At 40.7% G+C, this 14,009-nt stretch carries 9 protein-coding genes; 3 read left to right on the top strand and 6 right to left on the bottom strand.

What is annotated here, in order from left to right; all coding sequences use genetic code 11:
* Positions 1 to 145: 145 nt before the first annotated feature.
* The 6 genes from C6348_RS17615 to C6348_RS17590 all read right to left on the bottom strand — a co-directional run bounded on the left by C6348_RS17615 (position 146) and on the right by C6348_RS17590 (position 8,070).
* Positions 146 to 1,561: a HAMP domain-containing sensor histidine kinase gene (locus tag C6348_RS17615; RefSeq protein WP_034660120.1), complete on the bottom strand. Its 1,416-nt coding sequence runs from the start codon at positions 1,559 to 1,561 to the stop codon at positions 146 to 148.
* A complete protein-coding gene (locus C6348_RS17610) occupies positions 1,558 to 2,244 on the bottom strand; it encodes a response regulator transcription factor (RefSeq protein WP_060597374.1) in 687 nt (228 codons plus the stop codon). The genes C6348_RS17615 and C6348_RS17610 overlap by 4 nt, the downstream gene beginning before the upstream one ends.
* A complete protein-coding gene (locus C6348_RS17605; RefSeq protein WP_106043895.1) occupies positions 2,241 to 3,224 on the bottom strand; it encodes a YncE family protein in 984 nt (327 codons plus the stop codon). The genes C6348_RS17610 and C6348_RS17605 overlap by 4 nt, the downstream gene beginning before the upstream one ends.
* A 276-nt stretch (positions 3,225 to 3,500) precedes the next feature.
* Positions 3,501 to 4,835, bottom strand: a complete 1,335-nt coding sequence (locus C6348_RS17600) for an MFS transporter (RefSeq protein ID WP_106043894.1) — start codon at positions 4,833 to 4,835, stop codon at positions 3,501 to 3,503.
* A 40-nt stretch (positions 4,836 to 4,875) separates the two neighbouring features.
* Positions 4,876 to 5,448 carry a TetR/AcrR family transcriptional regulator gene (locus tag C6348_RS17595; protein WP_106043893.1) on the bottom strand — a complete coding sequence of 191 codons (573 nt, stop codon included), beginning with the start codon at positions 5,446 to 5,448 and terminating at the stop codon, positions 4,876 to 4,878.
* Between the two features lie 90 nt (positions 5,449 to 5,538).
* Positions 5,539 to 8,070: a PEP/pyruvate-binding domain-containing protein gene (locus tag C6348_RS17590; RefSeq protein ID WP_106043892.1), complete on the bottom strand. Its 2,532-nt coding sequence runs from the start codon at positions 8,068 to 8,070 to the stop codon at positions 5,539 to 5,541.
* A 284-nt stretch (positions 8,071 to 8,354) separates the two neighbouring features.
* On the opposite strand from C6348_RS17590, the gene C6348_RS17580 reads away from it, so the two are divergent.
* From C6348_RS17580 to uvrA, 3 genes are all read left to right on the top strand, one after another.
* Positions 8,355 to 8,600: a CsbA family protein gene (locus C6348_RS17580; protein ID WP_012011392.1), complete on the top strand. Its 246-nt coding sequence runs from the start codon at positions 8,355 to 8,357 to the stop codon at positions 8,598 to 8,600.
* Between the two features lie 295 nt (positions 8,601 to 8,895).
* Positions 8,896 to 10,881: an excinuclease ABC subunit UvrB gene (gene uvrB, locus C6348_RS17575; protein WP_034660110.1), complete on the top strand. Its 1,986-nt coding sequence runs from the start codon at positions 8,896 to 8,898 to the stop codon at positions 10,879 to 10,881.
* 7 nt (positions 10,882 to 10,888) lie between these two features.
* Positions 10,889 to 13,765, top strand: coding sequence for an excinuclease ABC subunit UvrA (gene uvrA / locus C6348_RS17570; protein ID WP_106043891.1), 2,877 nt, complete (start codon positions 10,889 to 10,891; stop codon positions 13,763 to 13,765).
* Positions 13,766 to 14,009 lie beyond the last annotated feature (244 nt).

The raw sequence follows: 14,009 nt of genomic DNA, 5'->3' as shown, positions 1-14,009 counted from the left end.
ACTGAAGCAATCGACTCTCCTTTTGAAAGGAATTGATGCATAAAAGTAGATGATCAAAAAGGGGCTGAAAATAGCTGTTCGAATTTAGACGACTGATGCGTATATATGGATCAAGCGAATGACCCTACCTTTAAAATCGAATTTGTTATGTCGTAGGCAGGTCTTCATCGATCGGAGTATTTGGCAGCTGAATGATGGCTGTCGTACTGCATCCTGGCTCAGATTGAATATCGAACGTGCCATGATGTTTTTTCATGATTTGATAGACAATGGCTAGTCCAAGACCGGAGCCGCCATCTTTTCTCGTACGTGCCTTATTTACTCGGTAAAATCGCTCAGAAACATGTGGAAGGTCTTCTTTTGGAATGCCGTTGCCCTCATCTGTCACTCTCAATTCAGCCATATGCTGGTGAACTAGTAATTCAATCGAGATCGATTTTCCAGAGGGAGTGTAATGAATGGCATTGTCCAGTAAATTACGAACCACTTGTTGCAGCCGATCGCTATCGCCATACACAATACAATCCTCATCAAGTGTTCGTTTCAGATAAATGCCTTTTTGATTAGCGATAAATGCCATTTGATCAAGAACGTCATGAATCAGCTGTGCAAAGACAATTGGCTCCATCGTTAGTGGATAAGAATCACCTTCTAGCTGCGCAAGGTCTAAAAGATCGTGCACAAGCCGGCTTAAACGTGCGGCCTCATCCTGGATGATGTGCATTCCTTTTTTTTGATCAATGATCCCTTCTTCAATTCCTTCAGCATATCCTTTCATATAACTTAGCGGAGTCCGAAGTTCGTGAGAGACATTCGCAAGAAATTCCCTGCGGTGCTGCTCAACTTTTTCAAGGGTAGAAGACAGTTTGTTAAAGGAGCGGCTCAGCTGGTTTAACTCATCTCCGTTTTTGGTCACTGCCATACGTTTTGAAAAATCACCAGATTCCATTTCCATAGCAATTTCTTTCATTTGATTAATTGTCCGCACGACTTTATTGGAGCTTTTATATCCGATAAAGAAAATCAGGAGCAGGATCAATAAAATGGATATGCCAAGTGTCAATCTGATTTGGACAAAGGGTTCATACACATCCGATAAGGGCATGGATAGAAAAATTGTCCCCGATAGCTCATCTTTGCTTGAGAAAACAGGGATGGCGATGCCAAGAATATCTTGATGAAACTGTGAGTGTTCTCTAATCAGCACGACGGTTTCCCCTTGAAGGAGCTTTTGGCGTTCCTTGAACGTAATGAGATTATCATTTGTGTTCGTATCAAAAGGAAGACCACTTGAAAGCTCCATTGGGTCATCTGTAAAAATAATGTTCGCCTGACTTGAGTCGTTTGCCCATTTTATTCTATCGGTAAAATACGTATCTTTCCCGTGTTTATGATAGATTTGTGCCAGCTTTTTACCTTGTAAACTTAAGGAATCGATCTGTTTATCAATATATAAGTGCTGGTATAAGTAATAGGTAAGGGCAAGAGCTGAGGCAGCAACGATTCCGGTCACTACAAGGATTAAGAAGAGCACTTTCTTTTTAATCGATAAAGGCTTCATTCTTCCTCCTCAAACTTATAGCCGACACCCCAAACGGTTTTAATATGCCGTTCCGCTCCCTTTAATTTCAGTCGCAGCGTTTTGATATGTGTATCGACTGTTCGTAAAGAGCCGCTCGTGGAATGTGATTCCCACAATTTTTGATAGAGCTGTTCTCGTGAAAACACTTGGCCTTGATTGAGTAAAAGAAACATGAGTAAATCGAATTCTCTTCTAGTTAAATTAATGGGCTCCTGATGGATATAGACTTGTCTGCCATCCTGATCAATCTCCATGTCACCAATCTGTATTCGGCTGCGCTTTAGCGAAAGACCTCTAATTCGTCTCAAGGTTGTTTCAATTCTTGCTGCAAGCTCACGTAGACTGAAAGGCTTCATGATGTAGTCATCCGCACCAATTTCTAGACCTCTAATTCGATCCTCCTCATAACTTCTAGCTGTTAAGAATAAAATGGGGATTTGAGATGTTTGCCGAATACGCTGGCAGACTTCAAATCCATCCATATCAGGCATCATGATATCCAGTACAACAAGGTCAACGGGTTCCTTTTCAAGCTGACGTAAGGCATCCATTCCATTATTAGCTGTGATGATGTGAAAGCCTTGTCTCTTTAAAAAGGATCCGATTAACTCAAGCATATCGAACTCATCGTCTACGATTAAAATATGCATTTGTTCTTTCATTTCTTTTCCTCCAACACGATAGCATAAGGTCCTGATGGGACATTCAGTCGATTTTTCATCATGAATGTATGTTTATCGATAATTGATACTGAATTGTCATCTAAGTTACTCACATATATTGATGTGGTATCAGCGGTGATATAATTCGGGTTTTGACCAGTTTCAACAGAAGCAAGCTGCTTATTTGTCTCTGTATCTACTTTGTACAGCGTATGATCTCCATGACAAAGTACATATAAAGTAGAAGAATTTTTCTCTGAAAAGAATGCAACGGGCATAACGCCTAGTTTCATTTCTCGCTGCTTTTTACCTGTTTTTGGGTCGTAAGAAAAAATGCTTTTATTTAAGGTACCTTGTTTACCGTGTCCACCGACCCAAATGGACTTTCCATCAAAATGAATACCAGAAGGCCGTTCAAGTACAGAGAACGTACGTATATGTTTTTGCTTCTCAATATCTATGACGGAGACAGTATGACTTTCTGCATTTAAAACAAATAAAGTACCTGAAGAAGAAAGTGTCATAGAAGAAGGTAACTTTCCGGTCTTCACAGTTGCTTTTATTTTTTTACGCTGCGTATCAATAAAATAAACGACATTTTTCTGTGTATCCGCTGCAATTAAGGTGTGAGAAGCTGCATCATATGTAAGAGAAGTCAGCCCTTTATTCACATCCATATAATCTGTTGCTGTACCTTTTTTTAAATTAATTTCGATAAGCGATTCTCCTTCTTTACTTGTTGCAATGATGACGTCTTTGTTGATTTGGATAAGATCAGTGAGCGGATGTTTTAAATCAACGGAAGAGATCATTTTATTCTTTTGTAAATCAACTATTGAAAAGGAAGCTTTTTTTAATTGAGAGATGACCGCGATCGATTGAGAGATGCCAGGTGGAGTAAATTGCTGGTCTTTTCCACAGCCTGACAGGAATAATATTAGAGCTGATAAACAGATCAAAACATATTTTACACGTTCCATTCTTCCGCTCCTTTGCGTCCTCTATTTTCAAAAAGCATACCACAAAAATTGTGAAAAAAAATCGAAGTTATCAGTGCTGGAAGAGATGAAAAACAGCTTTTAGGTGGGTGAACGGGGACAATTTCGATCGAAAGTTCCTTTTTTGTCTAGTCATATGGCTTTTTTTATCTTTAAAAAAGGATTTTCAATATTTGATTCCTGTACCCGCTATAGCTTACAGTGATACAAATGATGAAAACTCCCCCGCTCTAAATCAACATAGAGCGCAGGAAGTCATTAGGCGGAATGCCCCGATGATGGAGAGGTGGATTTTGTTTTGACGCGTTGAGATAAAAGGAAACCAAGGATTCCTGCGCCCATTAATACAATAAATAAAGATTGGAAACCACTCATGATACCAATCAATGTCGATGAAATGATACTGCCAAAGTATCGAAAGGTAGAGAAAATACCAGATGCCGAACCAGATAAGCTTTGATCAACAGCAGTTAAAGAAGCCATCTGCATACTGGTCATACCAATCCCTGATGAAATTCCACCTGCGATTAGTGTCACGATTAGCAGTGGTAAGGAGGGGTACTGACTCAGTGTAATTAACATGATGCCTGATAAAGTGAGGCAGAGAAATGAAAAGCGAATCATTTTTTTCGCGCCTTTTTTCGGATGAAGTCTAGCCCCTAGCAAACCGCTAAGAGACATACAAAGCGAAAATACCGATAGAATCATACCGCCTTGTGTATGAGAAAGGGCAAGTTGTTGTTCCATAAACAGCGGCATAATAAGAAGGATGGCGTACATGACAAAATTACTTAGCATGATCGACAGATTCGCATTTGTAAATGAACTGTTTTTAAATAGGGACAAATCGATGATCGGATTCTTTACTTTCCGTACATGTTTAAAGAATAAAGGAATCACAATCAATGCTAAAATGCCATAAATTAAATATTCATTTAGTAACTGGCTTTTTGTGCATAGAATGATTGTGGCAATTCCGATGGTTAAATAAAATGAACCGATGATATCTACCCTTGCTTGTAGGCGTGTATGCTTTATGTTTGGAATGAGTAAAATACCGGTGACAAGTGTAAGAAACAGAAATGGGATATTCACTAAGAATATGGAATGCCAATCAAAACTCTGAATGAGAATCGATCCAATAAAAGGCCCAAGTGCAGCACCAATACCAGCACCAAATCCAAAGTAACCCATTGTTTTAGACAGTTTTTCGGGTGATACTGTTGCACGAATCAATGCAATGCTATTCGGTGTTAAAATAGCCCCGCCAGCTGCTTGAATGGATCGAAAGATGATGAGAAATGCTAGGTTAGGTGCTAAAGCACAGCCAATCGAGCCGATTAAAAAGAGTGTCACTCCGGTTAAATACATGCGGCGGTGTCCGTATATATCTCCTAACTTACCAGCGATAGGCTGAGTGACCGCCATGACAATAAGATAAATCGTGACAACCCAAGTAATGTTAGAAATGGATTGATCATAATAAGTTGATATGGATGATAGAGCGACTGCGATCATCGTTGAGTTGACCGGAACTAGTATAGCTCCAAGTAACAAAGAATAGATGATCAAGCTCTCTTTTTGTAACCTCAATGTGTATACCACCTTTTGTAAAAAAGAAGAATTCCACCCTTTAAACGGGGGAAATTCCTCTCATGAAAATGTGTGTGTATGTCTCAATAAAATCATCTTTTTGTGTTAAAACGAGTTGAAAGTCTTGCTCTAGATGCTGAATAAAAAAACCGAAATACGTACTAATGAAAATGTCTGCATAAATGTCTTCTTTTCCTTTTAAGACATGATGCTGAGCACTCATCTTTTTGAAATATTGTATCAGCATTTCCCTTAGTTCTTGAGGATAAATTTTTTCATGACTGGTCAAATCTTTAAACATAGCCGGTTCTCGCATGCTGATATAAATAAATTCTTTTTTTGAAGTTAAATCTTCAAGGAAATAGGAACCGAGAAACTTTAAATCGGTGTATAAATCGCCTTTAAATTCTGCTTCTAAGGTTTTCGTCGGTGTTGATTTCATTTTCATAATGGCAGCAATGACGCCGCGTTTGTTTTTAAAGTTGCGAAAAATAGTCGCTTCACTGACATTCGCTTTTGTGGCTATTTCTTTGGTTGTGGTTTTTTGATAGCCCTTTTCAGTTAATAAATCCATTGTTGCGCGAATGATTCGTTGATTTGTAGATTTTAACAAGCATACTCACCTCAGGTTATGAATGTGTTTGCAACAAAGTAAGTATACCGATAAAACCTATGACCGCCAATATGACCCAAAACGATAAAGTTAGACACGTGCATGCTGTTTTAATATCTGAATGCGTCCATTGCTACCATCTACTGTCACAAGGTCACCGGATTGAAGTGTTTCAGTCGCTATTCGGGTACCTAGGACAGCTGGCATCATATACTCTCTAGCGATAATAGCTGAATGAGACAAAATGCCGCCAGCATCGGTTATGACTGCTTTTGCATCTCTAAATAAGCTCGTCCATAAAGGTGTGGTTGTTTTGCAAACTAAAATATCATCCTTTTGAAATTGTGAGAATTCCTCAGCACATGTAATGACTTTTACTCTTCCAGAAACAATACCGCTAGATGCGCCAATTCCATAGATCATATCGTTTGTGTTATTTTCATTTTCTCTTAATGAACCGAGCATTCTTTCCACTTGCTGCAATTCAGCTTCAGTTGGGGTGCCCATATAAGCTGGTGGTTGAATGGCTTCATTTTCTTTCATTTCCATTTTTCTTTGTGCGATGACCGTATCGAATGTTGTAGACGTTGTGAGCGCTGTGTGTACCTCCTCATCGTAGAGATACCATAGATCTTCTTGATGGGGAATCGCTCCTTTTTGTACAAGAAGTTCACCAATTTTTAATAGATATACCCTGGCTTTAGCATCTAACATGGCATCAATGTAGAAGTGATGATCATCACGGATATTAGCGGCCTGTAGGGCAAATTGATAAAGTGTCTCAAATTTTGTTTTAAACGCTTCATCCTTCACTTGGCTCATAAAATGTTCATATGTCTCTTGTCTTTTGATGACGGCTTGTGCAAATTCTTCATCAAAATCACATTGGGACTGAATGTTGTTTCTGATGATATCTAGTATAAACTCAGGGTTTTCCGCCCATGTCTCTTCCGTAAGGTCATGACTTTTAACAGATCGCCAGCCATAGATTTGAAGAAACTCCTCTAATTCCAAAATAAAGTGTCTGCCTTTTTCCGAGTGATTGAGTGCATCAAGCAGCTCTGGGTTCTTTTCATGGTTCATAAATGCTTGATGAAGTTCAGGATCTTGAAGGACACTCTTTGCAAAATCAGAAAGCTTCTTGTCTGTTTCAAGAGATTTGTTCATCACGCCTATCAACATCTCATGCAGCAGGACCACTTGTGTTTGATTACCAGTATATGTCACAATCATGTCTTCGATCATAGCCGATAGAATAACTTGTGGTATGACAATATCAAAATGATCATCGTAGGCTTGTATATAAAAAGCCTTTAATTCTTCGAAGCCGATGATGGCTTCTTCAATGGTCATAGGTTCCTTCATTTGGCGATCGAGTTTTTCGTAAAAGGGAAAGAAATTTTTCTCTAAAATCTCATACATACGTTCACTTAAATGCGGAAATAACTCAAATATGCGCTCATCAAAAACTGGCGCAGCTTCTGCACTCGTTTCAGGCAGTGACGGTGCTGAGTACAGGTGGCCTCTATAAAGCTTGATATTTTTAATATTCAGATCAGGTACTTGATATTTTTCACCATTTTTCTTCATTCCGCTTTTTAATGCTGGGATGATCAGACTTGAAAAGAGAGGACTCGTTGGCCCAGGCATATGATCGTCCATTGAGATCCAGAAATCCTGCAGCTCATCTGGCTGCATTTGAAAAGAAGTACCCGCTGTTTCATCTGCTGCTTTTGAGAGGGCTGCGGTAATCGGCCTGGCTTGAAGTAAATAAAATGTGCCATTTGCTATTCCAAATTCGATATCGACGCTATGTCCATAAAGTGCTTCTACTTGTTTGGTGATTTGCGTGATTTCTACTAATTCGTCATCATTCAGGCAATATTGCCCAGCCATTTCCTCCGTTACTGACTGTTCAATGACACCTTCTTGATAAGGAATAATTTGCAGCTCTTTCGTTCCAAGTGATTTTTCAATAGAAAGTGTCTCTTTGTCTACAATAAATGTGTCTGGTGTCACAAGCCCGGAGACGATTGCTTCTCCTAGTCCGTAGCTTGCTGTCAGCATCATTTCATTTGTTTTTCCCGATACGGGATTCTCACTAAAGATGACTCCGGAGACGTCAGAATGGATCAATCCTTGAACGACAACAGCCATGAGCGGCATCTCTTCCTCGTTTTCATCCATCTCTTCCTTATATTCTGTCACTCTCGCTGCAAAATAAGAAGACCAGCATTCTTTGACAGCCTGTAAGAATTCTTCATTTGTTTTGATATTTAAATAGGTCTCGTACTGTCCTGCAAATGAGGCGCCTTCGAGATCTTCAGCAACAGAAGAGGATCGAACTGCAACTGAGGGATAAGTCTTCCGCAATGATTGAAAGGACGAAAGGAGTTCTGCTTCCATTTGAGAAGGAAACGATGCTTCTTTGATTTTGTGAGCAAGGTTTTGTTCAGTTGGATGCAGGTTGTGATATGAAAGAAAGCTTGAAAAGCTGTTGGTTTTGATAATAAATCCATCTGGGACTGGCAGTCCGTGATTGTTTAATTTAATTAAATTCAGGCCTTTTGCCCCTGCGAGTGCTGCGGATTCTTCAGCCGCATGAAATAAAACTGAATACATGGGAATGCCCCCTTATCCAAATAGCCAATGATTTGTATATCTCTCTATAGTTTTTAAAATGATAGTGCGCACTATCATTTTAATCATAGGATTTATTGGATGTTACTGTCAAAGACGGAAAGACCTATCTTTACAAAGGGGACATTCTCACTAATTTCCTTCTATATCTATAACAAAAGTCTCCGAACAGAAAGAAAAATAGGTGAAATTGAAAACTGTGAATTGTTCAATATGCCAATCTTTACTATAATCAAGGAAGTAGACCAAGAAGAGGGAGGGTTTTTGTGATTACAAAAGCCATATTTGCACTTGTTTTTCCTTTCCTGCTCGTTATTTTATTTTCAAAGGTTACTTATAATCATTATGTGGGCATTGCATTAACAGCAGCGCTTTTATTTGCCTCGTACATGAAGGGCTATACAGAAACCTACTTTATTGTGGGATTAGATATTATTTCTTTAGTAGCTGGGGCATTATATATGGCTAAAAAAGAAATTGAAAAAAGAGAAAAGGCTGAAAAACATCATTGATGTCATCATCAAGAGCGTGATAGGCCGTAAGGTGACGTTTTTTAAGCTGTGCTTACGAATTCTAGTGAGTGCAGCTTTCTTTTTGTGCTCTTTTTCTGCTCATCGAATATCTCTCACCAAAATGTTCCATACTGAAAGGAAGGTTTTCGTAAGAGGGTTATTTGCCATTGAAGAGAGGGTATGACTGTATTGGAAATAAAAATCAAGCAAGAGCCGAACTTTAGTTCGTATTTTTGTGTTCTTTTATGATAATATATTCATTAGATAGATTTCGTAACGAAACGGAGGCTTTGATGTGAGTGACCGCTTTGAATTAGTTTCTAACTATCAGCCCCAAGGAGATCAGCCGAAGGCGATTGAAAAGCTTGTTGAGGGGATCCATCAGGGGAAACAGCATCAAACGCTGTTAGGTGCTACAGGTACGGGAAAGACCTTTACTGTATCCAACCTGATCAAAGAAGTGAACAAACCGACACTTGTCATTGCGCATAACAAGACACTTGCCGGTCAGCTATACAGCGAGTTCAAGGAATTCTTTCCGAATAATGCTGTCGAATATTTTGTGAGTTACTATGATTATTACCAGCCAGAGGCGTATGTGCCTCAGACTGATACATTTATTGAAAAGGATGCCAGCATCAATGATGAGATTGATAAGCTGAGACACTCCGCTACGTCCTCGTTATTTGAGCGGAGAGATGTCATCATCATTGCCAGTGTGTCCTGTATTTATGGCTTAGGTTCGCCAGAGGAATACCGAGAGCTTGTGCTGTCTTTACGTACTGAAATGGAGATTGAACGCAATCAGCTTCTTCGTAAGCTGGTGGACATTCAGTATTCTCGTAATGATATAGATTTTCAGCGCGGAACCTTCAGAGTACGAGGAGACGTCGTTGAAATTTTTCCTGCTTCACGTGATGAGCACTGTATCAGAGTGGAGTTTTTCGGTGATGAAATTGAACGTATTCGTGAAGTGGATGCACTGACTGGAGAAATACTCGGTGATCGTGAACATGTGGCTATTTTCCCAGCATCTCACTTCGTCACAAGAGAAGAAAAAATGGAAAAAGCAATTATTAATATTGAACAAGAGCTTGAGGAGCAGCTCGAAAAGCTTCGAGATAATGGAAAATTGCTAGAAGCGCAGCGCCTTGAGCAGCGGACAAGATATGACCTTGAGATGATGAGAGAAATGGGCTTTTGTTCAGGAATCGAGAACTACTCAAGGCATCTGACCTTGCGCCCTCCTGGTTCAACACCTTACACATTGCTTGATTATTTCCCAGATGATTTTATGATTGTTGTCGATGAGTCACACGTGACGATCCCGCAAATCCGCGCGATGTACAACGGGGACCAAGCAAGAAAGCAAGTGTTGGTTGATCACGGATTCCGTCTGCCTTCAGCACTTGATAACAGACCGCTCACCTTTGATGAGTTTGAAAAGCATATCAACCATATTGTGCATGTATCTGCCACTCCTGGTCCTTATGAGCTTGAGAAAACTCCAGAGGTTGTGGAACAAATTATTCGTCCAACAGGTTTACTTGATCCAATCATTGAAGTGCGTCCGATTGAAGGTCAAATTGATGACTTAATTGGAGAAATTCATGCACGGATTGAGAAAAATGAGCGTGTGCTCGTGACTACGCTGACGAAGAAAATGTCTGAGGATCTCACAGATTACTTAAAAGAGATCGGAATCAAGGTCAATTATCTGCATTCAGAAATTAAAACCCTTGAGCGGATTGAGATTATTCGAGATTTACGTCTCGGAAAATATGATGTGCTTGTGGGAATCAACCTTCTTCGTGAAGGACTGGATATTCCAGAGGTGTCGCTCGTGACGATTTTAGATGCGGATAAAGAAGGCTTTTTACGCTCTGAAAGATCCCTCATCCAGACGATTGGCCGTGCAGCGAGAAATTCAGAAGGCCGGGTCATTATGTATGCAGATAAAATGACCAAATCAATGGATATTGCGATTCAAGAAACGAAGCGCAGACGAGAGCAGCAAGAGGCGTATAATGAGAAATTTGGGATTACTCCGCAAACCATCCATAAGAAAATCAGAGATGCCATTAAGGCAACAAAGATACATGAGGAATCGGAAGAATATGAAACAAATGCAGCACCAAAGCTGTCAAAAATGAGCAAAAAAGAACGAGAAAAAGTGATCGAAAAGGTCGAGATGGAAATGAAAGATGCAGCAAAAGCGCTTGATTTTGAAAAAGCAGCAGAATTAAGAGATCTATTGCTAGAGCTAAAAGCGGAAGGATGATTGCCTGATGGCTATGGAACGAATAGAGGTGAAAGGTGCTAGAGCCCACAACCTTAAAAATATTGATGTGAATATCCCGCGTGACCAGCTAGTGGTCATCACGGGTTTATCTGGTTCAGGAAAATCGTCTCTTGCCTTTGATACCATTTATGCAGAGGGTCAGCGCAGGTACGTTGAATCTCTTTCAGCGTATGCGCGCCAATTTCTCGGTCAAATGGATAAACCGGATGTAGATGCCATTGAAGGTCTTTCTCCGGCGATTAGTATTGACCAGAAGACGACGAGCCGGAACCCTAGATCAACGGTTGGAACCGTTACTGAAATCTATGATTATTTACGTCTCTTGTATGCTCGAGTCGGGAAACCTATTTGTCCGATACATGGAATTGAAATTACGTCCCAAACGATTGAGCAGATGACAGATCGTATTTTAGAATATCCAGAAAGAACGAAATTGCAAGTGCTTGCTCCGGTTGTATCTGGCCGCAAAGGAACACATGTCAAAGTACTTGATCAAATTCGAAAGCAGGGCTATGTTCGAGTAAGAGTCGACGGAGAGATGGAAGATCTGTCAGAAGAGATCGAGCTTGAAAAGAACAAGAAGCATTCCATTGAAGTCGTGATTGACCGAATCGTGGTGAAGGAAGGCGTTGCGGCTCGGCTGTCTGACTCCCTTGAAACGGCGCTGCGACTAGGTGAAGGCCGTGTGATGATTGACGTGATTGGACAAGAAGAGCTGTTATTCAGTGAACATCATGCTTGTCCGCACTGCGGATTCTCTATTGGTGAGCTTGAGCCGAGAATGTTTTCATTTAATAGTCCTTTCGGTGCCTGCCCGAGCTGTGATGGGCTTGGCTCTAAACTAGAAGTTGACCCTGAGCTCGTCATTCCTAATAAGGATTTGACGTTACGACAGCATGCTATTGCCCCATGGGAGCCGCAAAGCTCACAATACTATCCTCAGCTTCTTGAGGCAGTATGTACACATTACGGCATCGACATGGACATTCCAGTGAAGGATATACCGTCGCATTTATTCGATAAAATTTTATATGGCAGCGGCTCTGAACGGATTTATTTTAAATATGAAAATGATTTTGGTCAGGTACGTGAAAATGAAATTGAATTTGAAGGCGTTCTTCGTAACATTGAGAGACGCTATAAGGAAACCAGCTCTGATTATATTCGTGAGCAAATGGAAAAATATATGGCCAATCAGCCATGTCCGACATGTAAAGGATATCGTCTGAAAAAAGAAACGCTTGCGGTTCTGATCAATGGCAAACATATCGGAGAAATCACTGATTTGTCTGTCTCTGATGCCCTTGATTTATATGGTGAAATCGAGTTGTCTGAGAAAGATTTGCAGATTGCCCAGCTCATTTTACGTGAAATCAAAGAACGATTGTCTTTCTTAAATAATGTGGGATTAGATTACCTCACATTGAGCCGGTCAGCGGGCACACTATCCGGCGGAGAGGCGCAGCGGATTCGTCTGGCGACTCAAATCGGGTCAAGGCTGACAGGTGTTCTTTATATATTAGATGAACCATCCATTGGTCTGCATCAGCGTGACAATGACCGGTTGATCGGGACATTGAAAAACATGCGTGACATCGGGAACACCCTCATTGTCGTAGAGCATGATGAGGATACGATGCTGGCCGCTGATTATTTGATTGATATTGGACCTGGAGCAGGAGTTCATGGAGGAGAAGTGATTTCAGCTGGGACGCCGGAAGAAGTCATGAAGGACAAGAAATCTTTAACAGGACAATATTTATCGGGTGAGAAATTTATTCCGCTGCCGATCGAAAGAAGAAAGCCTGACGGCCGCTACATTGAGATCAAAGGTGCAAAAGAAAACAACCTGAAAAACGTCAATGCGAAGTTTCCTCTAGGCGTCTTTACAGCTGTGACCGGTGTGTCCGGCTCAGGGAAAAGTACGCTTGTGAATGAAATTCTATTAAAATCACTTGCGCAAAAACTGCACAGAGCGAAGGCGAAGCCAGGACAGCACAAAGAGATCAAAGGAATGGATCACTTAGATAAGGTGATTGATATTGATCAATCTCCAATCGGCCGTACGCCGAGATCCAATCCAGCTACGTATACAGGCGTATTTGATGATGTGCGGGATGTGTTTGCACAAACTAATGAAGCAAAGGTACGAGGCTATAAAAAAGGCAGATTCAGCTTTAACGTCAAAGGCGGACGCTGTGAGGCGTGTCGTGGAGATGGCATTATTAAAATCGAAATGCACTTTTTACCTGATGTGTATGTGCCTTGTGAGGTGTGCCACGGGAAACGTTATAACCGCGAGACACTTGAGGTCACATATAAAGGGAAAAACATTGCCGATGTCCTTGAAATGACTGTGGAGGACGCACTCCAATTTTTCGAGAATATCCCGAAAATTAAGCGGAAACTTCAAACGATTTTTGATGTTGGGCTAGGATACATTACACTTGGACAGCCTGCGACGACATTGTCCGGGGGAGAGGCGCAGCGTGTGAAATTAGCATCTGAGCTTCACCGCCGTTCAAACGGAAGGTCTCTTTATATTTTAGACGAGCCGACAACAGGTCTGCATGTGGATGATATTGCCCGTTTATTAAAAGTGCTTCAGCGATTGGTCGAAAACGGAGATACGGTGCTAGTGATTGAGCATAACCTTGATATTATCAAGGCTGCTGATTACCTCGTTGATCTCGGACCAGAGGGCGGTGCAGGCGGCGGAACGATCATTGCCTCTGGGACTCCTGAGCAGATTGCAAAAGAAGAAGCTTCTTACACTGGTCGATACTTGAAGCCTATTTTAGAACGTGACCGTGAACGAATGAAACAGTTGGTCAAAGAAACAGAAAGTGTAACTTCATCATAAAAAAACCCCTCGTTAAGAGGGGTCAGGCTGTCGAGAAAATCTCGACAGCTTTATTTTTTTCTTAAAGTTTCCATTCCTCCATTTTATAATAGAGAAAAGCATACTAAAGGAAGGTGTTTTTTCTCATGTTCCACACTAGAAATTCTTCTCAGCACGAAGCCGAATTTGTATTGCTAGATCAACTGGTCGAAGAGGATCACCTGCTTCGTAAAATTGATCAGTACATTAATTTTTCATTTATCGT

Source organism: Bacillus sp. YBWC18 (assembly GCF_002998775.1).
Classification (GTDB): Bacteria; Bacillota; Bacilli; order Bacillales; family Bacillaceae; genus Bacillus.
This window is presented reverse-complemented; position numbering and strand designations above follow the sequence as displayed.

Bases quoted from the DNA above. Each gene is read 5' to 3' on its own strand.
- C6348_RS17615 (WP_034660120.1), bottom strand. From the start codon at position 1,561: ATGAAGCCTTTATCGATTAAAAAGAAAGTGCTCTTCTTAATCCTTGTA.
- C6348_RS17610 (WP_060597374.1), bottom strand. From the start codon at position 2,244: ATGAAAGAACAAATGCATATTTTAATCGTAGACGATGAGTTCGATATG.
- C6348_RS17605 (WP_106043895.1), bottom strand. From the start codon at position 3,224: ATGGAACGTGTAAAATATGTTTTGATCTGTTTATCAGCTCTAATATTA.
- C6348_RS17590 (WP_106043892.1), bottom strand. From the start codon at position 8,070: ATGTATTCAGTTTTATTTCATGCGGCTGAAGAATCCGCAGCACTCGCA.
- uvrA (WP_106043891.1), top strand. From the start codon at position 10,889: ATGGCTATGGAACGAATAGAGGTGAAAGGTGCTAGAGCCCACAACCTT.